Consider the following 24119-nt stretch of genomic DNA (forward strand, 5'->3'; position numbering starts at 1 on the left):
TAATTCATGGATTATCGCCAACTTCGCGCCTTCATCGCCGTGTTCGAAGAGCGCAACATCACTGCCGCCGCGCGTTCGATACACCTTAGCCAACCGGCGCTTTCCGGCAGCATCCGAGCACTGGAGCAGGCCTTGGGCACCACGCTGTTCGTGCGCCAGGCCCGCGGCGTCGAGGTGACCGAGGATGCCCGCGCGCTCTACCCCGAAGCGCAGCGCATGGTCGCCGACGCCAATCGCCTGCTCGGCCGCTTCAAGGGGGATCGTGAGCGCGCGCCGTTGCAGATCGGCGTGGAGCAGGATGTGAGTGCGGCGGTACTGGGCAAGGTGGTGCTGGCAGCCGCTGCCATCCAGCCCCCGGTGCGCCTGCAACTGGCGACCGGCTGCATGGGCGCGGTGCGGCTGGCCAGCGAAGAACTGCGCTGTGAGGATGAGTTGTTTCTGCCGCTGCACAGCGACCCGTTCGTGCTGGCGGTTGCGCAGCAGGCAACCACCGAAGCGCGCTGGATCACCTGCCCGTCACAGCCCAGCCATCAGCGCCTGCAACCTTTCTACAGCGGTATTCTGGTGGCAGAGGCAGACACCTTTGCCCTGGCCCTGGAGCTGGTTGCGGCGGGCCTGGGTGTCGCGATCGTGCCAGAATCGCTGGCCACCGAGCACCCCGGCGTGCGCATCGAGCCCCTGCCACAGCTGGACCTTCGCCGGCGTACCGGCCTGTGCTACTCGGCCCAGGCGCTGGCGCTTGATGGCGTCGTCAAGCTACGCGATACCTTGCAGAGTTGAATGGGTGCGAAGCAGGGCCGTGGTTTCAGGTGCGCAGCACTTGTTCCCCGGCGTTGCCTGGCAAGCGCATAGCATCCGCCAACGCCACGCAGGCAATCAAAGCAACGCCAATCAACGCCCAGTGGAAGTCGCTGACTGTCATCTCGGCTTCGCCGCCCCGCACCATCATCGCCACGCGCAACAGCAGTGCCACCACCGCCACACCCAACGCCATCGCCAGCTGGAAGCACATGCTGAACAGTGTCGAAGCCTCGCCCATCTGCTGCTTGGGCACATCGGCAAAACCGACAGCGTTGTACGTGGTGAACTGCATCGAGCGCGAAAGCCCGCCCACGAACAACACCACGGCCATCCAGTACCACGGCATGCCTTGCTGCAAGCCCAGGCAGGCCAGAATGCAACCAACGCCAATCAGCCCGTTGACCAGCAACACGCGGCGGAAACCATAGCGGCGCAGCAACCTGGTGGTAAACGGCTTCATCGCCAGGTTGCCGGCGAAGATCGCCAGTACCAGCAGCCCGGCATCCACCGGCGACAAGCCGAAACCAATCTGCAGCAGCAACGGGATCAGGAACGGCAAGGCGCTGATCGACAGGCGGAACAAGGTTCCGCCAACGATGCTGACCCTGAACGTGGGGATAGACAGGGCATTCAGTGGCAATAGCGGCGAAGGATGGCGCCGGCAATGACGAATCGCCAACCAGGTCAGCAAGCCGCCCAGCGACACCAGTGCCAACCCGGCGCCCAGGCTGCCACCCGCCAGCGAGCCGAGCATTTCCAGGCCGACCAGCCACGCCGCACAAGACGATGCCAGGAAAACGAACCCCAGCGTGTCGAAACGGCGTTTTTCATCTGACCGCGCATTAGGAATCAGCACCCAGGCAGCCGCAATGGCCAGCAACCCGAGGGGGATGTTCAGGTAGAAGATCCAGGGCCACGACCAATGCGTGACGATCAGGCCGCCGAGTGGCGGGCCCAATACGGGCGCCACCAGGCCGGGCCAGGTGATCACTGCGAGCATTTTCACCAGGTCCTTCTTCTCGGTCGTGCGCAGCACCACCAGCCGGCCCACCGGTACCATCAGGGCACCGCCAATGCCCTGAAGCACCCGGGCGGCGACGAAGGTTTCCAGGGTCGGGGCCATGCCGCACAGCAACGACGCCACGGTGAACAGGCCGATGGCCCCGGCAAATACCTGTCGCGGTCCGAAGCGGTCGGCCACCCAGCCACTGAGCGGAATGAACACCGCAACTGCCAGCAAGTAGGCACTGATGCCGATGTTCAGGCTGACAGCGCTTTCACCGAAGTCACTGGCCATTTGCGGCAATGCCGTGGCAATCACGGTGGCGTCGAGGTTTTCCATGAAGAAGGTGATAGCGACCAGCAGGGCGATGCAGGTGGCTTGGCGGGAGGTGTAGACGGCTGCCGGGTTGGCCAAAGCTTCAGGTCCTTCTGATGGGTGAGTGCGGCTCAAGCAAACCGAGGTTTCAGAGGCCCATGACCATCTCATGCCAGGCCATGCCGCCATGATCCGACGGCGACGGTTTCACGTACTGATACCCCATCTTCTGATACAGCGCCACATGCTGCTGCTTGCACATCAGGTGAATGGTCTGCTTGCCCGATGCTTTCATGCGGGCGATGAATTCGTCCATCAAGCGCTTGGCGTAACCTTTGCCTTGGTGCGCCGGGTCCACCACCACCGACATGATCACCACGTTCGGTGCTGCCGGGTCATGGCCGATCAGTTCCTTGAATTCTTCATCAGACATGACTACTTCGTGGGCGCAACCGCTATTGATGAAGCCGACGATTTCACCCATGTTCTCCAGGATGAGGAAGCCTTGCGGATACTCCACGATGCGGGTGCGGATTTTCTCCAGCGTGGCCGCTTCATCCCCTTCATAGGCGCCGATTTCAATGGCGTAGCAGCGCTCGGCGTCTGCAACAGTGGGGGTGCGGAACTGCGTGGTATTCATGGCTGACTCCTTGGAAACGTGAAAGCGTCAGGCATGGTAAACCAGTAGCGTTGCACTTGCCGCCTACCTGGGATGGCACGCATCATGGGCGCATTGCCTACTCGCTCACGGACACGCCTATGATCGCTGCCCCACTCCCTCTCACAGAGCCAGGACGCTGCAAACGCCTGAAAGCGGCCAGCAGCAGCGACCATGACAACGTCGACGAACTGGTGATGGCGGCGCGGCCCTTCGCAGACCGCGAACGTTATGCCTGCTTCCTGCAGGTGCAGCACCGTTTCCACGGCAGCCTGTTGTCGCTTTACCGCGACGAGGCGCTCAACCTGCGCCTGCCGGGGCTGGTGCAGCTGTCGCGCTTTGCGGCGGTCGAGGACGATCTGCGTGATCTCGGCCTGCCGCTGCCTGAGTTGCCCCGGCAGGTTTGCGCCAGTGCAGCCCAGGCCTTGGGCTGGCTGTATTGCAGTGAAGGCTCCAACCTGGGTGCAGCGTTCCTGTTCAAGCAGACCCAGCGCCTGGGCCTGAATGGCGATGAGGGTGCCCGCCACCTGGCGCCACACCCCGATGGTCGGGCACTGCACTGGCGCGAGTTCGTGGCCAGGCTTGATGGCCTGGCGCTGGATGAGGGGGAAGAAGCAGAAGTTGTGACGGGGGCGATTGCTGCGTTCGACAGCTATCGGGCACATTTGCGTGAGGTATTCGCACAGATATAACGGCGTGGCGTGGCGTGGCATGGCACCGGCTGCGCCGGTGTTCGCGGCTGAAGCCGCTCCCACAGGTACTGCATAAGCCGCAAGCCAGTGCTGTACCTGCCGGCGCCGCGAAGGAGGTAACGCAGGGCCTCACACCCTGTGCTACACACCAGATCTCAATGGTACCCCTCGCCATCCTTGACCTTGCCGCGAAACACGTAATACGACCAGGCCGAATAGCCGAGGATGAACGGGATGATCAGCAGCGCCCCGACCAGGGCGAAGCCCAGGCTCTGGGGCGGCGCTGCAGCTTCCCAGAGGGTCAGGCTGGGCGGCAGCACATACGGCCAGATGCTGATCACCAAACCGGTGAACCCGAGGAACACCAGCAGCAGCGACCAGACGAAAGGCCCGGCATGTGGCGCGCCGCGCAAGGACCTGAGGATCGCCCAGGTCGCCACCAGCACCAGCACCGGTACCGGCAGGAAGAACCAGAAGTTCGGCAGGCTGAACCAGCGCTCGAAAATGGCCGGGTGGGTCAGTGGCGTCCAGATGCTGACAATCAGCATCACCGCAACTGTCGCCAAGGTAATCGGCGAGCACGCGCGTATGATGCTGGCCTGCAACCGGCCTTCGGTTTTCAACACCAGCCAGGTGGCACCCAGCAGCGCATACGCCACCACCACCCCGACCCCGCAGAACACATTGAACGGTGTCAGCCAGCTCATCACGCCGTTGGTAGCCACGCCATCGACAATCGCGTGCCCTTCGATGAACGCCCCCAGCATCACCCCCTGGAAAAACGCCGCCGCGTAGGACCCGCCCATGAACGCCCTGTCCCAGAACGGCTTGTGCGCCTCATCGGCCTTGAAGCGGAACTCGAACGACACGCCACGCCAGATCAACCCGGCCAGCAGGCCGAGCGCGGGGATGTACAGCGCGCTGAGCAAAATGGCGTAGACCTTGGGGAACGCCGCCATCAACCCTGCCCCACCCAGCACCAGCCAGGTTTCGTTGCCATCCCACACCGGTGCCACGGTGTTGACCATGGTGTCGCGGTGGTCGCGGTCGGTGATGAACGGGAACAGGATGCCGATACCCAGGTCGAAACCGTCCATGATGACGTACATCATCACGCCAAAGCCGATGATCAGGAACCAGATCAGCGGAAGATCAATACCCATGACAACGTCTCCGGTCAGTCAGTGTAATTGGGCGAATGCGGATACAGCGGGTCGTCCACTGCCGACAACGGGCGGGCGGGCCTCTGGTTGGGGGTGACTGGCTGCTCGTGGTCGTCGTGCGCCTGCGGCCCCTTGCCCACCAGGCGCAGCATGTAGGCGACGCCAGTGCCAAATACCCCGATATACATCACCACCAGAACCACCAGGCCCACCGACAAGGTCAGCGCAGAGTGGTCTGAAACTGCGTCCTTGGTACGCATCAGGCCGTACACCACCCAGGGCTGGCGGCCGATCTCGGTGACGTACCAGCCGGCCAGCAAGGCCACCAGGCCCGAGGGCCCCATCCACAGGGCAAACCGCGCCAGCCCCCGCGACTCGTACAAGCGCCCACGCCAGCGCTGCCAGGTGCCATACAGGCCAAGCACGACCATCAGCAGCCCCAAGCCGACCATGACGCGGAAGCACCAGAACAGGATGGTCGCGTTGGGCCGGTCCTCTTTCGGGAAGTCCTTCAACGCAGGGATCTGCCCGTGCAGGCTGTGGGTCAGGATAAGGCTGGCCAGGTTAGGGATCTCGACCTTGTAGCGGGTGGTTTCCGCTTCCATGTCCGGGATGCCGAACAGGATCAGCGGTACACCCTGCCCCGGGGTGTTGCTCCAGTGGCCTTCTACTGCGGCAATCTTTGCAGGTTGGTGCTTGAGCGTGTTCAAGCCATGCACGTCACCGATCAGCACCTGCAGCGGCGCGGTGAACAACAGCATCCACAGGGCCATCGAGAACATCCGCCGCACCGCCGGGGTGCGGTTGCCACGCAACAGGTGCCAAGCGGCCGAAGCGCCGACGAACAACGCGGTCGACAGCATTGCAGCAGTGACCATATGTGCCAGGCGGTACGGGAACGATGGATTGAAGATGATGGCGAACCAGTCCACCGGCACCACCACGCCATTGATCACTTCATGCCCTTGCGGGGTCTGCATCCAGCTGTTCGACGCCAGGATCCAGGTGGCGGAGATCATCGTGCCCACGGCTACCATGACGGTGGCGAAAAAGTGCAAGCCCCGGCCGACCTTGTGCCAACCGAACAGCATCACCCCGAGGAAACCCGCTTCAAGAAAGAAGGCCGTCAGCACCTCGTAGGTCAGCAACGGGCCGGTGATACTACCGGCGAACTGCGAGTAGAAGCTCCAGTTGGTGCCGAACTGGTACGCCATGACCAGCCCCGAAACCACACCCATGGCGAAGTTGACGGCGAAGATCTTCGACCAGAAGTGGTACAGGTCAAGGTAGGCGTTGTCCTTCTTCCACAGCCATAAACCTTCCAGAACCGCCAGGAATGCCGCAAGGCCAATGGTGACGGCCGGGAAGATGATGTGAAAGGTAATGGTGAAACCGAACTGTATACGGGCCAGCTCCAGGGCTGTAAGGCTGAACATGGCTATGCCTCGCTCCGTTGGGAAAGACGTTGCAGCAGGGTGCGTGGACGGGCCTGGCGATGGGCGGCCGCGGCGTCCTGCCAGCGCTGCGGCGGCACGCTGGCCGAAACCCGTACGCTGGTGAACCCGCACTGCAACAACATGGCGAACTGGTCGGGCAGCAAAGGCCCGGTGGCGCGCAGGTCACCGCTGAAGCCGTGGCGCTCGCGCAGCAGCCTGGCAAGGGTGAAGCCGCGGCCATCACGTGACTTGGCGAACTCGACCACGATCAAAGCCAGGTGGCCGAGCAACGGCAGCACCTGCACCGGGTCCTGGTCGGCCGCCAGCCACAGGCCTTCGGCCGGTTGGCCAAAACGCATGTGGTAGTGATCCCACTGCTGCGGCTGCAGCACGGTCTGCGGCGCGTAGGTCGGCATTTCTTCACTGCCCAGGTAGCGCCAGCTGTCGGGCTGCACCCGGCCATCACGATCAACGAGCATCACGCAACACCTCCTTGAACGGCTCGATACCGACGCGGCGATAGGTATCAAGGAAGCGCTCGCCGTCCTCGCGCAATTGCAGGTAGAGGCCAACGATCGCCTCGACGATGTCGGGCACCTCCTCGAAGGGCACCGAACGGCCCAGGATGGTCCCGACCGCAGCGTCTTCTTCGGCGCTGCCGCCCAGAGTGATCTGGTAGTTTTCGTGGCCGGCCTTGTCCAGACCGAGGATGCCGATATGCGCCACATGGTGGTGGGCGCAGGCATTGATGCAGCCGGAGACATTGAGTTTCAGTTCGCCGATGTCCTGTTGCCGGGCCGCGTCGAAACGCAAGGCGATGCGTTGGGCAACCGGCACTGAACGGGCAGTGGCCAGGCTGCAGTAATCCATGCCCGGGCAGGCGATGGCGTCGGACAACAAACCGATATTGCTGGTCGCGAGCCCCACCTGGCGCAAGGCCTGCCATACGCTGTACAGGTCGCCCTGGCGGATGTGCGGCAGCACCAGGTTCTGCTCGTGCGACACGCGAATCTCGTTCAGCGAGTAGGCCTCGGCCAAATCGGCCAAGGTGAGCATTTCCTCGGCGCTGATATCGCCGGGGATGCCACCTGGTGGCTTCAGCGAGATGACCGCGCTGATGTAGCCACGCTGTTTGTGCGGGTGGGTATTGGTGCGTACCCAGCTGGCGAACGCGTTGTCGTCGGCCCGCGCACGCAGGAAGCTGTCACACAACCCAGGCAACGCCTCGAAGGCCGGCTGCACGAAGCGGGCACGGATACCTTGGACGATGGCCGGCTCCAGGTACTGGTGATCCGCCGGCAGGCTGGCGAACTCGTGCTCGATCATTTCAATGAAACGGCCGGGCTTGAGCTCGCGCACCAGTATCTTGATGCGTGCCTTGTACAGGTTGTCGCGCCGGCCCAGGGCGTTGTAAACCCGCAGGATGGCTTCGACATAACGCAGCAGTTCGCGCTCGGGTAACCACTCCCGCACTCGGGTGCCAACAATCGGCGTACGCCCCAGGCCGCCCCCGGCATACACCTGGAAGCCCACCTCACCCTGCGCATTGTGCTGCGCCAGAATGCCAATGTCGTGGAAGCGTACAGCGGCACGGTCCTTGGGGCTGCCGGTTATGGCGATCTTGAACTTGCGTGGCAGGTAGGTGAACTCGGGGTGGTCGGTGGACCACTGCCGGAGGATCTCGGCATGCACCCGTGGGTCCAGCACCTCATCCTCGGCGGCCCCGGCAAAGTGGTCGGTGGTAACGTTGCGGATGCAGTTGCCACTGGTCTGGATGCAATGCAGGTCGGCATCGGCCAGTACCGACAGGATTTCTGGCGTGTCGGCCAGGCGGGGCCAGTTGAACTGGATGTTCTGCCGGGTGGTGAGGTGGCCGTAGCCCTTGTCATAGGTGCGGGCCACATAGGCCAGCTGGCGCAGCTGCACTGCGCTCAAGGTGCCATAGGGGATGGCCACGCGCAGCATGTAGCCGTGCAATTGCAGGTACAGGCCGTTCATCAGCCGGTATACCTTGAACGCCTCTTCGTCCAGCTCGCCGCTCAAGCGGCGGGCAACCTGCTGCTCGAACTGGCGGGCGCGGTCCTTGAGGAACTCACGCTCGAACGGGTCGTATCGGTACACCCCCGCCTGCCCCGCCGCCACCGGCAGCAGCGGGCGCTCGCCCTTGCCACCTTGCGGCGACGTGCCTGCGGCCTGCTTGCCGAGGTCGCTGCGCACCGACGGGCCACGCGAGCGCAGCTGTTCACGCAGGCTTTTCGGCTCTGGCAGGCCATCGACCAGCCGGGCTTCACAGGGCTTCGGCGCAACCACCTGGTTGGCCAGCACGGCAGCCTCGGCGGCGAGGGTTGCCGTTACCAGACCCTGCGCATCGAAGGTGCCGGCCTGTTGCAGTGTCTCTACCCACTCGTGCCCGGCATCAAGCCAGACCACAGCCCCATCGTCGAGGCGATTGGCGCAGATCAGATGACAGTCATACATCAAACATCTCCATGACTGGCAGCCCGGAAGCGCTTATCGTTGCAACCCTGCCGCGCCGTTCCGGTGCACATCAAATAAACCATACACTTTCCATACTGTATGGATTTGTTAACAACCGTATGTCATGATATTCCTATGTGTATGGACTGACAACCGGGAGGAATACCTATGCCTCTAGCCGAAACGCCAAGAGAAGCTGCTCAGATGCGCTGGACAAAGCCTTTCAAGCCAAAAGCAGGGCCGAGATACATACAGATTGCAGACATGCTTGCAGAATCCATACAGGCTGGGGTTTTGCAGGATGGCGAGCAAATTCCGCCGCAGCGCGCACTGGCTGCGCATCTGGGTGTCGACCTGACCACGGTGACCCGCGCTTACGCCGAAGCGCGCGACCGTGGCTTGATTGCCTCCTACAGTGGCCGCGGCTCCTTTATCCTGGGCAGCCGCGAAACGCCCACCCTGGCCGGCATCGACCTGACCATGAACATCCCGCCGCAGCCGGCCAATGGCTCGATGGCTCAGCTGGTGAGCGCCGGGCTGGAACAGGTACTAAAGCGCTACCGCATCGAAGCACTGTCGCCCTACCAGGACGAACCCGCCACCCGCTCGCTGCTGCAGGCCGCACAGGGCTGGCTCAGACCGGCCTTGGGCGACCTGGACAGCCGCGGCCTGGCGCTCTGCTCGGGGTCGCAAGCGGCTATCTTTGCCATCCTCAGCGCTCACGCCCGCGCGGGTGACGCCATTCTCTGCGACCCACTGACCTACCCCGGCCTGCTGCTGGCAGCCCAGCAATTGGGGTTGCGCATTGTCGCGGTGGCCAGTGATGCCGACGGCATGCGCCCCGACGACCTGGAACAGGCCTGCCAGGAGAGTGGTGCACGCCTGCTGTACCTCAATCCCACTTTCCACAACCCCACCGCGCATACCATGCCCGCGGCCAGGCGCCAGGCAATTGCCGCGTTGGTGCTCAAGCGCGGTATCACGTTGATCGAGGATGACCCTTACCGTTACCTGCTCGACGATGCGCCAGCGCCCATCGCCTGCCTGACCGGGGGCGCCAATACGTACTACCTGGCGTCGCTGTCAAAGTGCCTGTGGCCAAGCCTACGCACGGCCTTTGTGCTGCCACCGCGTGGCGATGACGGGCAAGGCCTGCTCCATGGCCTGCGCGCATCGAGCATGGGCTGCTCGGCCTTGCTGCTGGCGCTGGTCGAGCAGTGGATCCGCAGTGGCACCGCCAGGGAGCTGGTACAGGAAATCCAGCGCGAAGCCCGCGCCCGCCAGCAGCTGGCACGCACGCTTTTGAGCCATGAGTTCCAGGCGCACCCCACCGGGCTGCACCTGTGGTTGCCACTGCCAGCACACTGGCACCAGGAGCGGTTTACCCAGGCCTTGGAGGATGTGGGGGTGAGTGTGGCCGGGGCGGGCTCGTTCAGCGTGGCGACACAGGGGCCGGATGCCGTGCGTATCTCGCTGGGTGGCGCGTCGGACCAGGCCATGCTGGGGCAGGCGTTGCGCAAGGTTGAGGGGTTGCTCAAGGAAGACCGCCGGCGTGGTGGACGGGCGTTTGTGTAAAGGGGGGCTGAGGCATCAAAGTTCTACAAGTTGTTGCTGTAGCGAACTTTTTCCCGTTTGCCGGTCTATGTGGAAGGTACAGAAAGGTTGCGGAACGCGACACAAGGTTCGCCCCACACCTGCTGGCCAGATGGCTCAATTGTTATCAAAGGTTGGCTTCGCTCATGAAAATACATGTCGCAAGGTTGGTGCTGCTCGGCCTGTTCTCGTTCGCGGCGGTGGGCTCGGCATCGGCAACACAAATGAAAGCACCGGTGCCAACGTCACCGGCCGTTCAGTCACCGTTGCAGCCTGCCGGCAACCCCTGGACGAGGGTGGCCAGTGTCGCCGATACACAGCCGGCCACGCTGCTGGCGCACGACGACGACCGCTGGCATGACCACAGAAGCGACTGGCGGCGTGAGCAGTGGCGGCGCGAGCAAGCCCGGCGGGACTGGGAACGGCGGCGTGATTGGGAACGGCGCCGTGATTGGGAGCGCCGCCATGAGCGTGCCCTGCACCAACGTCACCATGACGAGCACCGTTATTACCGCCGTTGAAGCCGACCGATCCCTGTAGGAGCGGCCTTGCGGCCCGTTCGCGACACAAGGCCGCTCCTGCACAGTCCGTTTCAATCGGCCAGCTGAGAGCTATCCCCCGCCGCCTCTGCTTCCATCTTCAAGCGGTCTGCCTTGCAGATGTACTTGGGCTTGCGCGGCGCCAGTTTGGCATTGGCTTTTTTGGCATGCGCCTCCAATAGCTGCTTGATCTTCTTACGACGGTTCATAGTCCACAGGGCCTGTCAGTGCGGTTTTGCTGACCACATCATACCTGTGCGGCCTGCGCATTGCGCCAGTAAACATTGCGCCGGGTTACCCGCCGGCCCCTATTCCTCGCCATCTTGACGTTATTTTCACACGCCGCAGATTAGCGTCACGCCCTTTCCGGTCACGGGCACATCCGCTGGCCGCCAAGGTACGACGAGGCATACGTGTCACACACTACATCCCCCGCCGCGCACACGCGCGTGGACTGGGCCGGCCTGGGCTGGCTGCTGCTGTTCTTCTGGTACTTCTCCGGCGTCACCCAGGCGCTGCTGCTGTTCAGCGGGACTACCGGCTTCGCCGGTTTTCGCGATGCGTTCTTCCTCAGTAGCCTGTGGCTGGCCCCGGTGCTGCTGCTGCCCCGCTTCACCCGCGCCACGGCGGCAGTCATCGGCCTGGTGCTTTGGGCTGCATCGCTGGTGGGCTTGAGCTACTTCGGCATTTATCGCCAGGAGTTCTCGCAAAGCGTCATCTTCGTCATGTTCGAGTCCAACACCGCCGAAGCCGGTGAATACTTTAGCCAGTACTTCAGCGTGTGGCTGGGCCTGGCGCTGCTGCTGTACACGCTGGTGGCGGTGCTGCTGTGGAAGCGCGTGCGCCCGGTCAGCCTGCCCCTGCGCAGCCGCCTGCCAGTGGTGGCGCTGTTGCTGGTAGCCAACCTGGTATACCCGTTCTACAAGCAGATGGTGACCCAGGAGCGCAACTTCGCCGATGCAGCCGAAAAAGTGCAGCAGCGCATGGAGCCTGCAGTGCCCTGGCAACTGCTGGTCGGCTACCGTCAGTACCTTCAGCAACTGGACAACATGCAGAAGTTGCTGGCGCAGAACGCCGCGCTGCCGCCCCTGCAAAACCTGCGTGACAGCAGCGGTACGGCGCCACGCACCTTGGTGCTGGTGCTGGGCGAGTCCACCACCCGCGAGCACATGCACCTGTACGGCTACAACCGCGACACCACGCCCAACCTCGACGCGCTGGCCGCCAGCGACAAGGGCCTGACGGTGTTCCGTGACGTGGTATCGCCGCGCCCGTACACCATCGAAGTGATGCAGCAGATCCTCACCTTTGGCAACGAGCAGAACCCGGACCGCTTCCTTACCGACCCGTCGCTGATCAACCTGATGAAACAGGCAGGCTACAAGACCTTCTGGATCACCAACCAGCAGACCATGACCAAGCGCAACACCATGCTGACCACGTTCTCGCAGCAGACCGACGCGCCGGTATACCTGAACAACCAGCGCAACCAGAACGCCAGCCAGTACGATGACGTGGTGCTGGCACCGTTCGAGAAGGCCCTGCAAGACCCTGCGCCGAACAAGTTCATCATCGTGCACCTGCTGGGCACGCACATGGACTATCGCTTCCGCTACCCGAACGACTACGCGCACTTCACCGACAGCCAAGACGTACCGAAAGAGCTGACGCCAGACCAGGTAGAAACCTACAACTTCTACGACAACGCGGTGCGCTACAACGACTACGTGGTATCAAGCCTGATCAAGCGTTACTCGGCCGGCAGCCCCAATGGTTTCCTGGTGTACCTGTCCGACCATGGCGAAGACGTGTACAGCTCCGGCAACCACGACCGCCTGGGGCGCAACGAAGGCGCGCCGACCCGGCCGATGTACACCATCCCGTTCCTGCTGTGGACCTCGCCCAGCTGGCAGGCCGAGCACCCACGTGATTTGCAGGCCATGGCCAACCGCGCTTACAGCAGCTCGCACCTGATCCATACCCTGTCCGACCTGGCCGGGCTGAGCTATGACCGCTTCGAGCCGGCCAAGAGCCTGGTGAGCCCGCAATTTGTGGTGGCACCGCGCTGGATCGGCGACCCGTACCGCAAGGATGGCTTGCGCGAGTTCGACCACCTGCCGCTGGACAAGCCCGAGCGGGTGCAGGCAACGGCCAGTAATCACCAGTAGATCGTCACGTGTAGGAGCAGCCTTGTGCTGCGAAGCGGCCGGTATTGGAGCCATACGGATGTGTGGCCTGTACCGGCCGCTTCGCAGCACAAGGCTGCTCCTACAAGAATCGCGATAGGCCGTTTGCCGTATAAATTAAATTTAAATTGATTTTAAATTAAGCCTCAGCCACGCTCTGCCCATATTCCCGGTTTGCAGAGTACCCACCATGTCCGCAGCCCCCCGCGAACCCCGCAAGGACGGCGCCGTCACCCGTACGCGCATCCTCGAAGCCGCCGGCGAGCTGTTCGCCGCGCTCGGTTACGCCGAAACCAGCAACAAGGCCGTCGCGGCCAAGGCCGAAGTCGACCTGGCCTCGATCAATTACCACTTCGGCAGCCGCAACGGCCTGTACCTGGCCGTGCTCGACGAGGCCCGCCAACGCTTCCTCGACCTCAGCGACCTACAGCGCATCACTCAAGGCAACCACGCGCCAGCCGAAAAGCTGCGCGTGCTGGTGGAACTGGTGGTGCACAAGGCCACCCAGGCTCGGGACAACTGGCATTTGCGGGTACTGGCCGCAGAAATCCTCGCCCCCAGCCCTCACGGCCAGGCGCATCTGCAGGCCGCCGCGCCACTGCGCCTGTCACTGCTCAAGGGGCTGTTCAGCGAGGTCAGCACCATCCCCGTCGACGAACCGGCCCTGACCCGCTGCATCCTGTGCGTCACAGCGCCTTGGGCAATGCTGCTGATCGGCCCGCGCGGCGGCTCCGGGGCGCTGCACGAGATTCTGCAGATGCCCAGCGAGGCCGTTGCAGCGCAGCTTTACCGCTTTGCCCTTGCAGGCCTGCAAGACGCTGGCCAGCAGCATGCCCAGGCCAACGCCACCCCCAGCTGAGGTAAGCACCGTGCAACCTGTATCCACTGATACCTCCCCCGCGGCAACGGGCGCGCAAACCTCCATCCCGCTGCTGCTGGCAGCGCTGATGCTGGTGATGTTCCTGGCCGCCCTCGACCAGACCATCGTCTCGACCGCACTGCCAACCATCGTCAGCGACCTCGGTGGGCTGCGCTGGCTGTCGTGGGTGGTCACCGCCTACCTGCTGGCCTCCACGGTGGTGGTGCCGCTGTATGGCAAATTCGGTGACCAGTTCGGCCGCAAGCGTGTGCTGCAGGTGGCCATCGTGCTGTTCCTGCTGGGCTCGGCCTTGTGTGGCGCAGCACAGGACATGGCCCAGCTGATCGTCTTCCGTACCCTGCAAGGGCTGGGTGGTGGCGGCTTGATGGTGGTGGCGATGGCCGCCATCGGTGATGTCATCCCGCCTGCCGAACGTGGCCGCTACCAGGGCCTGTTCGGTGGCGTGTTCGGCCTGGCCACCGTGGTAGGGCCGCTGATCGGCGGTTTTCTGGTCGAACAGCTGTCGTGGCACTGGATCTTCTACATCAACCTGCCCCTGGGCCTGCTGGCGCTGCTGGTGATCGGCAGCGTGTTCCGCCCGCACGTGGCTTTGGTACGGCATACGGTGGACTACATCGGCGCGTTCTTCCTTACCGTGGCCTTGGCTGCCCTGGTGCTCATCACCAGCCTCGGCGGCAGCCTGCTGGCGTGGCAGTCGCTGGACATGCTGTGCCTTTCGCTGTTCGCCCTGATCGGTCTGGTCGGCTTCGTCCTGGGACAACGCCGCGCCGCCGAGCCAATCATGCCGCTGCACCTGTTCCGCCACCGCACCTTCGTGCTCGCCGGGTTGATCGGCTTCATCGTCGGGGTGTCGCTGTTCGGCGCGGTCACCTTCCTGCCGCTGTACATGCAGGTGGTGAAGAACGCCACGCCCACCAGTGCCGGGCTGCAGATGCTGCCACTGATGGGTGGCCTGTTGGTGGTGTCGGCGATTACCGGACGGCTGATCAGCCGCTGGGGGCGTTACCGGGTGTTCCCGATCCTCGGCACCCTGCTGCAAGTGATTGCCCTGGGCCTGCTCAGCCGGCTACAGCTGGACACGCCCATGGCGCTGATGAACCTGTACATGGGCTTGCTGGGTGCCGGCCTGGGTATGGTCATGCAGGTGCTGATCCTGGCCGTGCAGAACAGCGTCGAATTGCGCCACATGGGCGTGGCGACCTCCGGGGCCACCTTGTTCCGCTCGATTGGCGGTGCCATCGGTGTGTCGCTGTTCGGCGCCTTGTTCTCGCACAGCTTGCTGGGCGGCCTGGGCAGTGACTTTGCCGCCAGCGCCGGGGGTGCCGCGAGCCTTTCGCCGGCCGCCGTGCATGCCCTGCCCGCTGCCCTGCAGCACAGTTACCTGCAGGCGTTTTCCGGGGCAATGCATGGCGTGTTCCTGCTGGCCGGGGTGATCACCAGCGTGGCTTTCGCACTGTCCTGGCTGCTGCGCGAGGTGCCGCTGCGCAAGGCCACGCAGGCGTGAACACAGGTCGACAGGCCTTCAGGCAGATGGCGAGCAGCTACCCCGAGCGGCACTGCCCCGCACTGCCTCGGCCAGTTTGCGCAGGTTGACCTGGTGCGCATTTACCAGGCTGGTGATGCTGTTGTCAGCCGCAGTCTGCACCGAGGTGCGGCAGCTCAGCTCAGCCTGCCCCACCAGCTTCAGGCGCCACACGGCTTGCAGCGAGGCATAGCGCCCCGGCACCGTATCGAAGCGCTGTACGTCCACCCGCACTGCCGCTTTGGCGTCACCTGCCGGCCCACCCAGCTGGTCCTGCAAGGCGCTGCGAAACTCATCCACCAGGTTGGCACCCCACCATTCCGTCTCCAGAATGGCCAGGCCACTCTGCCCTTGCCGCACCACCAGTTGCGGGCGGTCCACCTGGGGCGGCACGACCACCCGGGTCACCCGGATGTGCTGCCCGCTGTCACGCATCGGCTCGTTCGGCACCAGCGTGTGGTAGTTGTTCGGCGTACTGCTGCAGCCCCCGAGCCACACCAGCAGGCTGGCCACACACACATTGCGCAGTCGTTGCATCGGCTGTCTCCTCAGGGTTCAAGCTCTGCGGCCCCGGCCGCTTTCGGCCGCCCGCGAATCAGCGACTCGGGGTGCCGGCCCAGGTAGTCGGCAAGGTCGCGCAGCGAACGCGACATGCGCTCCAGTTCGTCCAGCGTTTCGCCCATCCGCTCGCGCTGCGGGGAGTCCTCGGAAATGGCCGCATTGGCCGTGCGCAGGGTCTTGTGCACTTCGTCCAGCGCCACCTTCACATCCGGCAGCGTCTGGCCATTGAACTGTTTGAGGCTGGCGCGCAGCTCACGCAGGCTGCCGTCCAGGTTGCTGGCGATGCTTTCCAGCGGCAGCTTGGCAATGCGCCCGACCACCCGCTGCAGCTGCTCTTGCAACTGCTCCAGGCTGCCGGGCAATGTGGGGATGGTGATGGGGTCGGCGGCCATGTCGAAGGCCACCTTGGGAGTATCCGGGTAAAAGTCCAGGGATATGAACATCTGCCCGGTGATCAGGTTGCCGCTACGCGCCTGGGCCCGCAGCCCGTGCTCGACGAAGGTGCCTATCAGCCGCCGCGCCCCATCCACATCGCCCTCGGCGTGCTTGAACACCGCCAGCATCTTGCGGTGCACCGGCCCCAGCCGCTGTGGGTACACCACCGCATCGACCACCACCGGGAAGGTCTGCCGCTCGGCATCGTAGTCAAGCTTGATCGAGGTGACCCGGCCAAACTCCACGCCCTTGAACTCCACCGGCGCACCCACCGACAGGCCGCGCATGGCCTGGTCGAAGCGCAGCTGCAGGTATTGCGCCTGGCCATTGGGCGGGGCCAAGGCAGAGTCTCGGTCGGCAAACAGCTGGAAGCGGGCCTGATCGGCAGCAGGCTCGGCCTGCGGGGCAAAATCGGGCGAGCCAAAGGCCAGCCCGCCCACCAGGATCGATGACAGCGATTCGGTATCGACTTTCAGGCCATTGGCGCCAATCTGCATGTCGACGCCACTGGCATTCCAGAAGCGGCTGTCAGTGGTGACAAAACTGTCGTAGGGGGCCTGCACGAACACGCCTATCTCCACCCCTTTGCCATCGTCCTGCAGGGCAAAGGAGACCACCTCACCCACCGGGATCTTGCGGTAGTAGATCGACGAGCCGACATCCAGCGAACCCAGGTCGCTGGCGGTGAGGAAGAAACGCTTGCCCTTTTCGTCGAAGGTAATAGGCGGCGGCAGTTCCAGGCCGACAAAGGACTTTTCCGGTACTTTCGATTCGCCGGAATCAGCCCCGATGAAACTGCCCGACAGCAACGTATCCACCCCGGAGATTCCGCCCACGCCAATGCGCGGGCGCACCACCCAGAAGCGCGCGCCCTGAGTGGCGAACGCGCGGGCATCATCGGTCAACTGCACCTTGGCGACCACGCTTTTCTTGTCATCGGCCAGGTCCACCGTCGTGACTTCGCCAATCACCACGCTGCGGTACTTGACCTGGGTCTTACCCGCCACCAGCCCTTCCCCGGAGTGGAAGGAGATGGCAATGACCGGGCCCTGCTGCATCCAGTTGCGCACCACCAGTGAAGCGCCAATCAGGATTGCCAGGATCGGCACGATCCACACCAGCGACACACTCCAGCGCCGGGTGCGTACCTCAACCTGCCCCGCGCCTTCGCGCTCGTCAGTCTGCTGCCCCATCAGTGCGGCCTCCCCTCGTTGGCATGGCTATCCCAGATCAGGCGTGGGTCGAAGCTCATCGCAGAAAACATGGTCAGCACCACCACCATGCCAAAAAACAGGATGCCCACCCGCGGCTCGATGGTGCCCAGCCCGCGCAGTTGCACCAGCGCCGCCACCAGCGCCACCACCATGACATCGAGCATCGACCAGTACCCGATCAGCTCGACGAAGCGGTACAGTTGCGAACGCTGACGACAGGCCCAGGTGGAACGGTGCTGGGCGGTGAACAGCAGCAGGGCGAGCGAGAAGAACTTGATGGCAGGCACCCCCACGCTGGCAATGAAGATGATCAACGCGATGTCCCAGGCGCCGGCCTCCCAGAACTCCAGCACACCACCGCCAATGGTGCTTTCACTGCCACTGCCAAGCATTTCGGTGTGCATCACCGGCAGCAGGTTGGCCGGGATGTAGAACACCAGCGCCGCCAGCAGAAACGCCCAGCCACGAGCGATGGCATTGGCCTTGCGCCGGTGAATGGCTGCGCCGCAGCGCGTGCAGGTGTGGGCACCGCTGCTCAGGTCACAGGCCTGGCCGCAGCCATGGCACAGGCACAGCCCCAGTTGGTCGGCGTTGGCCGGGTGACTCATACCTGCACCCACAAGTCGCGAATATCCTTACCGGCGATACGGATGATCAGCATGCTCAGCGCCGCCAGGGCCAGCAGGCCGATACCAGGGATGACATCGAGCAGCCCGGCCAGCTTGATCACCGCCACCATCGCCCCCAGCAGGCATACTTCCAGCATGCTCCACGGTCGCAGGCTTTCCAGGCCACGCATGCACAGGGCAAAACCGGGGGCACGCTGGCCGGCCAGGGCAAAACTCAACACCCAGCACAACATGGCAATCTGCAGCAAAGGCGCAAAGATGATCGACAACGCCATGACCAGGGCGATGAAGGTGATGCTGCCGTGGCTGAGGATCTGCACCGCGTCCCATAACGTCGCCGAATGGGTGAGGCCCTGCATGCCGATGGTCATTACCGGGTAGGCGTTGGCGAACACCAGCAGGATGCCGCCGGTCACACTCAAGGCCAGCCGCTGCTCGATGGTCAATGACGTATGCCGGTACAGCACGCCACCACAGCGCTGGCAAAGGGCGCGCTGGTGCTTGAGCAAAGGCGTACGTTGGTACACCGTGTCGCAGTACTCACAGATGATCAGATCCTGGGGCTGGGTCATGGCGTGTCCACGGTTAGCCCGACGTGGGGGTCACATGCAATGGCGAACTCTGATATCCGGTGTAGACCATGCAGACAAATACGCCATCCCCAACCGATGACGGACTATCCTGTGAAACGGGCTTTCTGCCCGGTGGAGGTGTGCCATGCGTACATTCACGTGGAGTTACCTGCTGGTGCTGCTGTGTGCGGCATCGGCAGCCCAGGCACAGTCGGTAGTGCCGCTCAAGGGCCAGAGCAGCCAGCAGATGCAACTGGATATGAATGATTGCAACACCGTCGCTACCAATGCCGCGAACAGCACCGCGACGTCCAGCGAAGCCCATGTCGGTGGCCGGGTGCGTGGTGCGGCGGCAGGCGCCGCCGCCGGTGCCGTGGGCGCGCAAGTGCGCGGCAACCAGCACGAAGAGCTGTATGACCGGGCCAGTGACGATGCCAAGCAGCAATACCGGCAGAACCGTGCCGGCGAAACGGCCGCCGCCGGTGCGGCGGTCGGCGGCATGCGCCAGCGTCAGGACCGGCGCCAGGATCGGCGCAGCGAAGGCGAGGCCAAAACCCAGGCCCATGCCAGTGCCTACAGCGGTTGCCTGCAAGGGCGCGGCTATCAGATCAATCCTTGATCAGCGGGCACGCCATGCCCCTAGATGTACAGCATGGCGTGCCGCCTTCAGAACTTCGCCAGCTCTTCCCGACAGAACTCCACAAACAACTGTGCAGGCTTGGTCAGTTGCACCCGCTTCAACCAGGCCGCCGCCAGCCCCGACAGCGCCACCGGCTCGGCGATATCCAGCAGCGCCAGGCGTTGGCCGTCGTAGGTGTATTGCGAATGGGGTCGGGTCACCAGCAGCGAAAAACCGAAGCCCTGCCCGACCATGCCACGCACCATCTCGATCGACGGCGAGCTGAAGACGATGTTCGGCGTCAGGCCCATCTCGTTGAACAGGCTGACGAAGTAGGTGCGGCTGGGGGCCACGTCCAGCAGGATCATCGGTTCCGGGCAAAGGTCGCGTAGCGATACCTGGGCCTGCCCGGCAAAGCGGTGGTTTTCCGGCAGCAGCACGTAGGGTTTTTGCGGCGGCATCAGCGGCTCGGCTTCGATGGTGCCGTCCAGGTCATGATCGTACAGAAACGCCAGGTCGAATGTTCCCGCCGTCAGGCCCTGGATCAGCTCCTGCTGCTCGCCGTCGCGCAGGCGGATATCCACGCCCGGGTAGCGCTGGCGAAAGCCGGCGATCAGGCGCGGCAGATACAGCGGTGCCACGGTTTCGAAACAGCCGATGTCGATCTGCCCGGCCACGGTGTCATTGTCGGCCAGGGCGTTCTGCTCGAATTCATGGGCCATCTGCAGCAGCGATCTGGTCTTGGCGTAGAAGCGCTTGCCGCTGGGTGTCAACGATACGCCCTGGGCGTGGTGGCGAATGAACAACTGCACGCCGAAGCTTTCTTCCAGGCTCTTGATGGCCGTGGAAATGGACGGCTGGGCGATGTACAGCTGGCGCGAGGCCTCGGCAACACTGCCGGCCTCCACGGTGGTGACGAAGTACTTGAGTTGTCGCAAGGTATAGGCAGCCACGGGCACCTCTTTGACGCCGGTCTGGGCGCGCTGGGATCTTGCCTGACACTTTAACTCCGTGCGCTGGCGGAAGGGGGCCGGGTAACGAAGGATTTAGCTATGGCTTGAGCAGTTTTTTTGTAGCGCGATGGCCTGAACCCAGGAAGAGCGGCTGGCCAAATACACCCAAGCGTCTTTACTGATACCCAACGGCCTCAGCAATACGGTGTACGCCTATGAAGATCGTGGTCACCAGCATTCTCGTCGACGACCAGGCCAAGGCCCTGGCCTTCTACCACTACGTACTCGGTTTCGAACCCAGGCACGATATCCCCATGGGCCGGCACCGCTGGCTGACCATGACCTCGCCCAACGATCCCAATGGCGTCGAACTGCTGCTGGAGCCCGACGCGCACCCGGCGGCCAAGGTGTATAAGGCCGCGCTCAAGCAGGACGGCATCCCCGCCACCTCGTTCGGGGTACGCGATATCCAGGCCGAATACACGCGGCTGTGTGCAGCCGGCGTGCAGTTCACCCAGCCGCCCACCGCCATCGGCCCCGTCACCGTGGCCGTGTTCGATGACACCTGTGGCAACCTGATCCAGATCGCCCAGAAACACTGACACCCCGCCGCGCACCAATAAGGAAAACAAATGCGCCACGAATTCAGCGAAGTACTCAACGACCTGGTCGATTACTTTCTGCTGGGCGATATCCAGCTGCTCGAGCGCTTCAAGCAAGAACATGCGCTACCGGACGACCTGGCGTACGCCTTCACCCATGACGACAGCGGCGACAAGGCGGTGCGTGAAGGCGTCGTGCTGCCGCTGGCCGGGGTCGACAACCTGCCCTACCGCATTCTGTTCACCCTCGATGGCCATACCCCGGCCCTGCGCGAAGCCGGCAGCCGCCTTAAGCACCGGCGCAATGGTTATGTGCTGCGGGTCGAGCACGGGGCGCTCATGCTGTACACCTGGCGCATCCTGCAGCACTTCACGCCCAAGACCCTGGGTGACCTGATTGCCCGCTACCAGGTGCCGGGGCGGCCGATCATCGAGCTGGACAATGGCTGGTACGACGTTGAGGTGCTGGCGGGGGCACTGGTGCGCGACGGGTTGTACGAGCCGGCGTTCGAATTCGTGCTGAAGAAGCGCTGGAGCCGGGGTGAGGCCGCGCAGGTGGATACCGGGTATGCCTTTGGCTTGCGTGGTTACTTCGACTGATTGATGGCCTGTACCGGCTTCTTCGCGGGCTTGCCCACGAAGAAGCCGGTACAGCTGCCCCATCAGTTGATATCCCGGTCCTTGGTCTCCGGCAGGAACAGGATCCCCAACACCGCCGTCATTACCGCGATCACGATCGGGTACCACAAGCCGTAATAGATATCCCCGGTAGCCGCCACCATGGCGAACGCAACCGTCGGCAGAAAGCCGCCGAACCAGCCATTACCGATGTGATAAGGCAACGACATCGAGGTGTAGCGAATACGCGCCGGGAACAGCTCCACCAGCCAGGCGGCGATTGGCCCGTAGACCATGGTCACGTAGATCACCAGGATGGTCAGCAACAGCAGCACCATCGGGTAGTGAATCTTCGCCGGGTCGGCCTTTTCCGGGTAGCCTGCTTCTTTCAAAGCACCACTCAAGGTGGCGGTAAATGCCTCGCTTCGCACCTTGAAGTCCGCAGCAGCCATGGTGCTGCCTTCAAAACTCGGCAATACCCGCTCACCGATCCGGATCTGCGCCACGCTGCCTGGTTCGGCCGCCTGGTTGGTATAGGGAATGGCGCGCTTGGCCAACAGGCTCTTGGCAATGTCGCAGGAGCTGGTGAATTTGGCCTTGCCCACCGGGTCGAACTGGAACGCGCACTGGCCAGGGTCAGCCACCACCACGACCGGGTTCTGCTCCTGGGCGACGAACACATCCGGGTTGCCGTACTCGGTCAACGCCTTGAAGATCGGGAAATAAGTCAGCGCAGCGATGATGCAGCCGGCCATGATGATCTTCTTGCGGCCAATGCGGTCAGACAGGCTGCCGAAGAGGATGAAGAACGGCGTGCCGATCAGCAACGAGCCGGCAATCAGCAGGTTGGCCGTCTGCGGCTCGATCTTGAGCATCTGCAACAGGAAGAAGAGTGCATAGAACTGCCCGGTGTACCAGACCACGGCCTGCCCGGCGGTGCCGCCCAGCAGCGACATGATCACCACCTTGAGGTTATCCCAGCGGGCGAACGACTCGGTCAACGGTGCCTTGGATGCCTTGCCCTCGGCCTTCATCTTAAGGAACACCGGCGACTCGTTGAGCTGCATGCGGATGTACACCGAAATCGCCAGCAGCAGGATCGACAGCAGGAACGGCACCCGCCAGCCCCAGGCCTCGAACACCTCAGTACCCATGACCGTGCGGCAGGTCATGATCACCAGCAGCGACAGGAACAGCCCCAGGGTCGCGGTGGTCTGGATCCAGGCGGTAAAGAAGCCGCGTCGGCCCTTGGGCGCATGTTCAGCCACATAGGTGGCCGCGCCGCCGTACTCGCCACCCAGGGCCAGGCCCTGCAGCAAACGCAAGGTGACCAGGATGATCGGCGCGGCCACGCCAATCGCGGTGTAGCTTGGTAGCAGGCCCACCAGTGCCGTAGACAGGCCCATGATGACGATGGTGATGAGGAAGGTGTGCTTGCGCCCGATCATGTCGCCCAGGCGACCGAACACGATAGCCCCGAACGGTCGTACGGCAAAACCGGCGGCAAAGGCCATCAAGGCGAAGATGAACGAGGTGGTTTCATTGACACCGGCAAAGAAGTGCTTGGCGATGATCGCGGCCAGTGAACCATACAGGTAGAAGTCGTACCATTCGAACACCGTGCCCAGGGACGAGGCGAAGATGACCTTGCGCTCCTCCTTGGTAATGCCGCGTTGGGGCGCGCTACTGCCCGTGGATGCGCTGTCGATAACCGCCATGGGTTGCCTCCGTCTTGTCGTCATGCAGGCCGGAGCACCTCACAGGGAGTAAGTCACATCCCTTCCACCGTCGCACCCAGGCCCTAGGGCTTGCTTTGGTTGCGCGAAGCACGACGAGGCGGGCCGCCTCGGATCGCAGCAAGGTAACTGAAGCATAATCGGGTTTGCCGGGATATCCACCCGCCAGGCCAGCCATCAAGACCGACTATGTCCGCAAAGGCATCAACGCGCCGCCAAGCCCTGCTGTGCCTCGCATTCGACAAAACCCAGGCGCAACCTGCCCGGATGCGCGTCGGAACGACCAAAGCCCAAGCGGTCGTAGGCGATTACCCGGTGCCCGGTGGCTTGCGCCAACTGCGCTGGGAAGTCGCGCCACAACGCCACACACCCCAGCGAATCATGCAGCAGGACAATGGGCGCCCCCTGTGCCTGCAACGGCGTCCAATCCTGGGCGAACAACTTGCCTTGCGCGGTGTCGACCCAGTGCTCGCGCATGTGCAGGTTGCTCATACCCCCTCCGCGACCGGCCCTTTCAACTCCACCTGGTTGCCATCCGGGTCATAGCAGTACAGCGAAAGCCCCTCGCCTTCAGCGCCATAACGCTTTTCTGCCGGCTCCACTTTTACCCCGGCGGCTTCCAGGTAGGCGATCAAGGCGGCCTCATCGAACGGTTCGATACGCAGGCAGAAATGGTGCAGGTTGCGCCCTTCCACCCCCGGTGCCGCCCCGCCCGGCCGGCCCAGCGGGCCGTCCAGGGTCACCAGGTCGATCATCGCTGTGCCGGTTGCCAGGTGCACCATGCCCAGGTCTTCGCGCACGCGGCTGACTGCGCAGCCGAGCAACTCGGTGTAAAAAGCAACGCTGCGCGGCAGGTCGCTGACCCGCAACACAAGGTGATCGATGTGCTTGATGGTGAACGGTCGCATGCCTGG

Annotated in this window: 24 protein-coding genes and 1 pseudogene; 10 read left to right on the forward strand and 15 right to left on the reverse strand. The window is 63.5% G+C overall.

All coding sequences use genetic code 11. The features are described 5' to 3' along the window. Window positions 1-6: 6 nt before the first annotated feature. Complete coding sequence (locus tag ABI582_RS01680; protein ID WP_442118208.1) at window positions 7-780, forward strand: LysR family transcriptional regulator; 774 nt, start codon at window positions 7-9, stop codon at window positions 778-780. 25 nt (window positions 781-805) lie between these two features. Here ABI582_RS01680 and ABI582_RS01685 read toward each other — a convergent pair whose 3' ends face one another. Continuing rightward, window positions 806-2218 carry an MFS transporter gene (locus ABI582_RS01685; protein WP_442118209.1) on the reverse strand — a complete coding sequence of 471 codons (1413 nt, stop codon included), beginning with the start codon at window positions 2216-2218 and terminating at the stop codon, window positions 806-808. 49 nt (window positions 2219-2267) lie between these two features. Further along, window positions 2268-2759 carry a GNAT family N-acetyltransferase gene (locus tag ABI582_RS01690; protein WP_338746942.1) on the reverse strand — a complete coding sequence of 164 codons (492 nt, stop codon included), beginning with the start codon at window positions 2757-2759 and terminating at the stop codon, window positions 2268-2270. Window positions 2760-2878: 119 nt separating this feature from the next. On the opposite strand from ABI582_RS01690, the gene ABI582_RS01695 reads away from it, so the two are divergent. Further along, the gene (locus ABI582_RS01695; RefSeq protein WP_442118210.1) at window positions 2879-3469 is read left to right on the forward strand and encodes a biliverdin-producing heme oxygenase; all 591 of its coding nucleotides are present in this window, start codon (window positions 2879-2881) and stop codon (window positions 3467-3469) included. A 155-nt stretch (window positions 3470-3624) separates the two neighbouring features. Here the strand turns inward: ABI582_RS01695 and cydB are convergent, their stop codons facing one another. The 4 genes from cydB to ABI582_RS01715 are packed head-to-tail and all read right to left on the reverse strand — an operon-like array spanning window position 3625 to window position 8546. Continuing rightward, on the reverse strand, window positions 3625-4632 hold the full coding sequence (gene cydB / locus ABI582_RS01700) for a cytochrome d ubiquinol oxidase subunit II (protein WP_338746940.1): 1008 nt from the start codon (window positions 4630-4632) through the stop codon (window positions 3625-3627). A 14-nt stretch (window positions 4633-4646) separates the two neighbouring features. After that, complete coding sequence (locus tag ABI582_RS01705) at window positions 4647-6068, reverse strand: cytochrome ubiquinol oxidase subunit I (RefSeq protein WP_338746939.1); 1422 nt, start codon at window positions 6066-6068, stop codon at window positions 4647-4649. Window positions 6069-6070: 2 nt separating this feature from the next. Continuing rightward, window positions 6071-6547, reverse strand: a complete 477-nt coding sequence (locus ABI582_RS01710; RefSeq protein ID WP_442118211.1) for a DUF934 domain-containing protein — start codon at window positions 6545-6547, stop codon at window positions 6071-6073. After that, window positions 6537-8546: a DUF2849 domain-containing protein gene (locus ABI582_RS01715; RefSeq protein WP_442118212.1), complete on the reverse strand. Its 2010-nt coding sequence runs from the start codon at window positions 8544-8546 to the stop codon at window positions 6537-6539. Before ABI582_RS01715 ends, ABI582_RS01710 begins: the two co-directional genes overlap by 11 nt. A 204-nt stretch (window positions 8547-8750) precedes the next feature. Here ABI582_RS01715 and ABI582_RS01720 point away from each other — a divergent pair, with 204 nt between their 5' ends. Then, on the forward strand, window positions 8751-10121 hold the full coding sequence (locus tag ABI582_RS01720; protein ID WP_442118213.1) for an aminotransferase-like domain-containing protein: 1371 nt from the start codon (window positions 8751-8753) through the stop codon (window positions 10119-10121). 164 nt (window positions 10122-10285) lie between these two features. Next, the gene (locus ABI582_RS01725; RefSeq protein WP_442118214.1) at window positions 10286-10660 is read left to right on the forward strand and encodes a hypothetical protein; all 375 of its coding nucleotides are present in this window, start codon (window positions 10286-10288) and stop codon (window positions 10658-10660) included. 71 nt (window positions 10661-10731) lie between these two features. Here ABI582_RS01725 and ABI582_RS01730 read toward each other — a convergent pair whose 3' ends face one another. After that, window positions 10732-10887, reverse strand: a complete 156-nt coding sequence (locus ABI582_RS01730; RefSeq protein WP_442118215.1) for a DUF2986 domain-containing protein — start codon at window positions 10885-10887, stop codon at window positions 10732-10734. 204 nt (window positions 10888-11091) lie between these two features. Here ABI582_RS01730 and ABI582_RS01735 point away from each other — a divergent pair, with 204 nt between their 5' ends. The 3 genes from ABI582_RS01735 (at window position 11092) to ABI582_RS01745 (ending at window position 15248) form a co-directional block, all read left to right on the forward strand. After that, complete coding sequence (locus ABI582_RS01735; protein WP_442118216.1) at window positions 11092-12846, forward strand: phosphoethanolamine transferase CptA; 1755 nt, start codon at window positions 11092-11094, stop codon at window positions 12844-12846. Between the two features lie 208 nt (window positions 12847-13054). Next, the gene (locus ABI582_RS01740; RefSeq protein WP_197897996.1) at window positions 13055-13723 is read left to right on the forward strand and encodes a TetR/AcrR family transcriptional regulator; all 669 of its coding nucleotides are present in this window, start codon (window positions 13055-13057) and stop codon (window positions 13721-13723) included. A gap of 10 nt (window positions 13724-13733) precedes the next feature. Then, window positions 13734-15248: an MDR family MFS transporter gene (locus tag ABI582_RS01745; protein ID WP_442118217.1), complete on the forward strand. Its 1515-nt coding sequence runs from the start codon at window positions 13734-13736 to the stop codon at window positions 15246-15248. Window positions 15249-15266: 18 nt separating this feature from the next. Here ABI582_RS01745 and ABI582_RS01750 read toward each other — a convergent pair whose 3' ends face one another. Genes ABI582_RS01750 through ABI582_RS01765 form a run of 4 tightly spaced genes read right to left on the reverse strand, consistent with a single transcriptional unit; the run spans window position 15267 to window position 18677 of the window. Continuing rightward, window positions 15267-15803, reverse strand: coding sequence for a PqiC family protein (locus ABI582_RS01750; RefSeq protein WP_338746932.1), 537 nt, complete (start codon window positions 15801-15803; stop codon window positions 15267-15269). Between the two features lie 11 nt (window positions 15804-15814). Beyond that, on the reverse strand, window positions 15815-17455 hold the full coding sequence (locus tag ABI582_RS01755; RefSeq protein ID WP_442118218.1) for a PqiB family protein: 1641 nt from the start codon (window positions 17453-17455) through the stop codon (window positions 15815-15817). Further along, complete coding sequence (locus tag ABI582_RS01760; RefSeq protein ID WP_338746930.1) at window positions 17455-18084, reverse strand: paraquat-inducible protein A; 630 nt, start codon at window positions 18082-18084, stop codon at window positions 17455-17457. The genes ABI582_RS01755 and ABI582_RS01760 overlap by 1 nt, the downstream gene beginning before the upstream one ends. Continuing rightward, entirely contained in the window at window positions 18081-18677 is a 597-nt protein-coding gene (locus ABI582_RS01765) for a paraquat-inducible protein A (protein WP_338746929.1), read from the reverse strand. Before ABI582_RS01765 ends, ABI582_RS01760 begins: the two co-directional genes overlap by 4 nt. 145 nt (window positions 18678-18822) lie before the next feature. Here ABI582_RS01765 and ABI582_RS01770 point away from each other — a divergent pair, with 145 nt between their 5' ends. Next, the gene (locus tag ABI582_RS01770) at window positions 18823-19296 is read left to right on the forward strand and encodes a YMGG-like glycine zipper-containing protein (protein WP_086976328.1); all 474 of its coding nucleotides are present in this window, start codon (window positions 18823-18825) and stop codon (window positions 19294-19296) included. 47 nt (window positions 19297-19343) lie between these two features. Here the strand turns inward: ABI582_RS01770 and ABI582_RS01775 are convergent, their stop codons facing one another. Continuing rightward, window positions 19344-20249 (reverse strand): LysR family transcriptional regulator, encoded by a 906-nt coding sequence (locus ABI582_RS01775; RefSeq protein ID WP_338746928.1) that lies wholly within the window; start codon window positions 20247-20249, stop codon window positions 19344-19346. A 215-nt stretch (window positions 20250-20464) separates the two neighbouring features. Between ABI582_RS01775 and ABI582_RS01780 the strand changes: the two genes are divergently transcribed. Next, window positions 20465-20851 carry a VOC family protein gene (locus ABI582_RS01780; protein ID WP_338746927.1) on the forward strand — a complete coding sequence of 129 codons (387 nt, stop codon included), beginning with the start codon at window positions 20465-20467 and terminating at the stop codon, window positions 20849-20851. Between the two features lie 30 nt (window positions 20852-20881). Next, window positions 20882-21451 carry a hypothetical protein gene (locus ABI582_RS01785; RefSeq protein ID WP_442118219.1) on the forward strand — a complete coding sequence of 190 codons (570 nt, stop codon included), beginning with the start codon at window positions 20882-20884 and terminating at the stop codon, window positions 21449-21451. A 62-nt stretch (window positions 21452-21513) separates the two neighbouring features. Here the strand turns inward: ABI582_RS01785 and ABI582_RS01790 are convergent, their stop codons facing one another. The 3 genes and pseudogenes from ABI582_RS01790 to ABI582_RS01800 all read right to left on the reverse strand — a co-directional run bounded on the left by ABI582_RS01790 (window position 21514) and on the right by ABI582_RS01800 (window position 24113). Further along, complete coding sequence (locus tag ABI582_RS01790; protein WP_442118220.1) at window positions 21514-23187, reverse strand: MFS transporter; 1674 nt, start codon at window positions 23185-23187, stop codon at window positions 21514-21516. Between the two features lie 228 nt (window positions 23188-23415). Continuing rightward, window positions 23416-23697 (reverse strand): annotated as a pseudogene (locus ABI582_RS01795) (alpha/beta fold hydrolase); the annotation flags it as partial. After that, complete coding sequence (locus ABI582_RS01800; protein ID WP_338746924.1) at window positions 23694-24113, reverse strand: VOC family protein; 420 nt, start codon at window positions 24111-24113, stop codon at window positions 23694-23696. The pseudogene ABI582_RS01795 and the gene ABI582_RS01800, both read right to left, overlap by 4 nt. Window positions 24114-24119: the final 6 nt, after the last annotated feature.

The sequence above is a fragment of the Pseudomonas sp. SAS7 genome, assembly GCF_052112345.1.
Lineage (GTDB): Bacteria > Pseudomonadota > Gammaproteobacteria > Pseudomonadales > Pseudomonadaceae > Aquipseudomonas > Aquipseudomonas putida_Q.

Bases quoted from the DNA above. Each gene is read 5' to 3' on its own strand.
- ABI582_RS01730 (WP_442118215.1), bottom strand. From the start codon at position 10,887: ATGAACCGTCGTAAGAAGATCAAGCAGCTATTGGAGGCGCATGCCAAA.
- ABI582_RS01780 (WP_338746927.1), top strand. From the start codon at position 20,465: ATGAAGATCGTGGTCACCAGCATTCTCGTCGACGACCAGGCCAAGGCC.
- ABI582_RS01690 (WP_338746942.1), bottom strand. From the start codon at position 2,759: ATGAATACCACGCAGTTCCGCACCCCCACTGTTGCAGACGCCGAGCGC.
- ABI582_RS01765 (WP_338746929.1), bottom strand. From the start codon at position 18,677: ATGACCCAGCCCCAGGATCTGATCATCTGTGAGTACTGCGACACGGTG.
- ABI582_RS01755 (WP_442118218.1), bottom strand. From the start codon at position 17,455: ATGGGGCAGCAGACTGACGAGCGCGAAGGCGCGGGGCAGGTTGAGGTA.
- ABI582_RS01695 (WP_442118210.1), top strand. From the start codon at position 2,879: ATGATCGCTGCCCCACTCCCTCTCACAGAGCCAGGACGCTGCAAACGC.
- ABI582_RS01790 (WP_442118220.1), bottom strand. From the start codon at position 23,187: ATGGCGGTTATCGACAGCGCATCCACGGGCAGTAGCGCGCCCCAACGC.
- ABI582_RS01720 (WP_442118213.1), top strand. From the start codon at position 8,751: ATGCGCTGGACAAAGCCTTTCAAGCCAAAAGCAGGGCCGAGATACATA.
- ABI582_RS01800 (WP_338746924.1), bottom strand. From the start codon at position 24,113: ATGCGACCGTTCACCATCAAGCACATCGATCACCTTGTGTTGCGGGTC.
- ABI582_RS01725 (WP_442118214.1), top strand. From the start codon at position 10,286: ATGAAAATACATGTCGCAAGGTTGGTGCTGCTCGGCCTGTTCTCGTTC.
- ABI582_RS01680 (WP_442118208.1), top strand. From the start codon at position 7: ATGGATTATCGCCAACTTCGCGCCTTCATCGCCGTGTTCGAAGAGCGC.
- cydB (WP_338746940.1), bottom strand. From the start codon at position 4,632: ATGGGTATTGATCTTCCGCTGATCTGGTTCCTGATCATCGGCTTTGGC.
- ABI582_RS01750 (WP_338746932.1), bottom strand. From the start codon at position 15,803: ATGCAACGACTGCGCAATGTGTGTGTGGCCAGCCTGCTGGTGTGGCTC.
- ABI582_RS01760 (WP_338746930.1), bottom strand. From the start codon at position 18,084: ATGAGTCACCCGGCCAACGCCGACCAACTGGGGCTGTGCCTGTGCCAT.
- ABI582_RS01715 (WP_442118212.1), bottom strand. From the start codon at position 8,546: ATGTATGACTGTCATCTGATCTGCGCCAATCGCCTCGACGATGGGGCT.
- ABI582_RS01770 (WP_086976328.1), top strand. From the start codon at position 18,823: ATGCGTACATTCACGTGGAGTTACCTGCTGGTGCTGCTGTGTGCGGCA.
- ABI582_RS01740 (WP_197897996.1), top strand. From the start codon at position 13,055: ATGTCCGCAGCCCCCCGCGAACCCCGCAAGGACGGCGCCGTCACCCGT.
- ABI582_RS01710 (WP_442118211.1), bottom strand. From the start codon at position 6,547: ATGCTCGTTGATCGTGATGGCCGGGTGCAGCCCGACAGCTGGCGCTAC.
- ABI582_RS01785 (WP_442118219.1), top strand. From the start codon at position 20,882: ATGCGCCACGAATTCAGCGAAGTACTCAACGACCTGGTCGATTACTTT.
- ABI582_RS01705 (WP_338746939.1), bottom strand. From the start codon at position 6,068: ATGTTCAGCCTTACAGCCCTGGAGCTGGCCCGTATACAGTTCGGTTTC.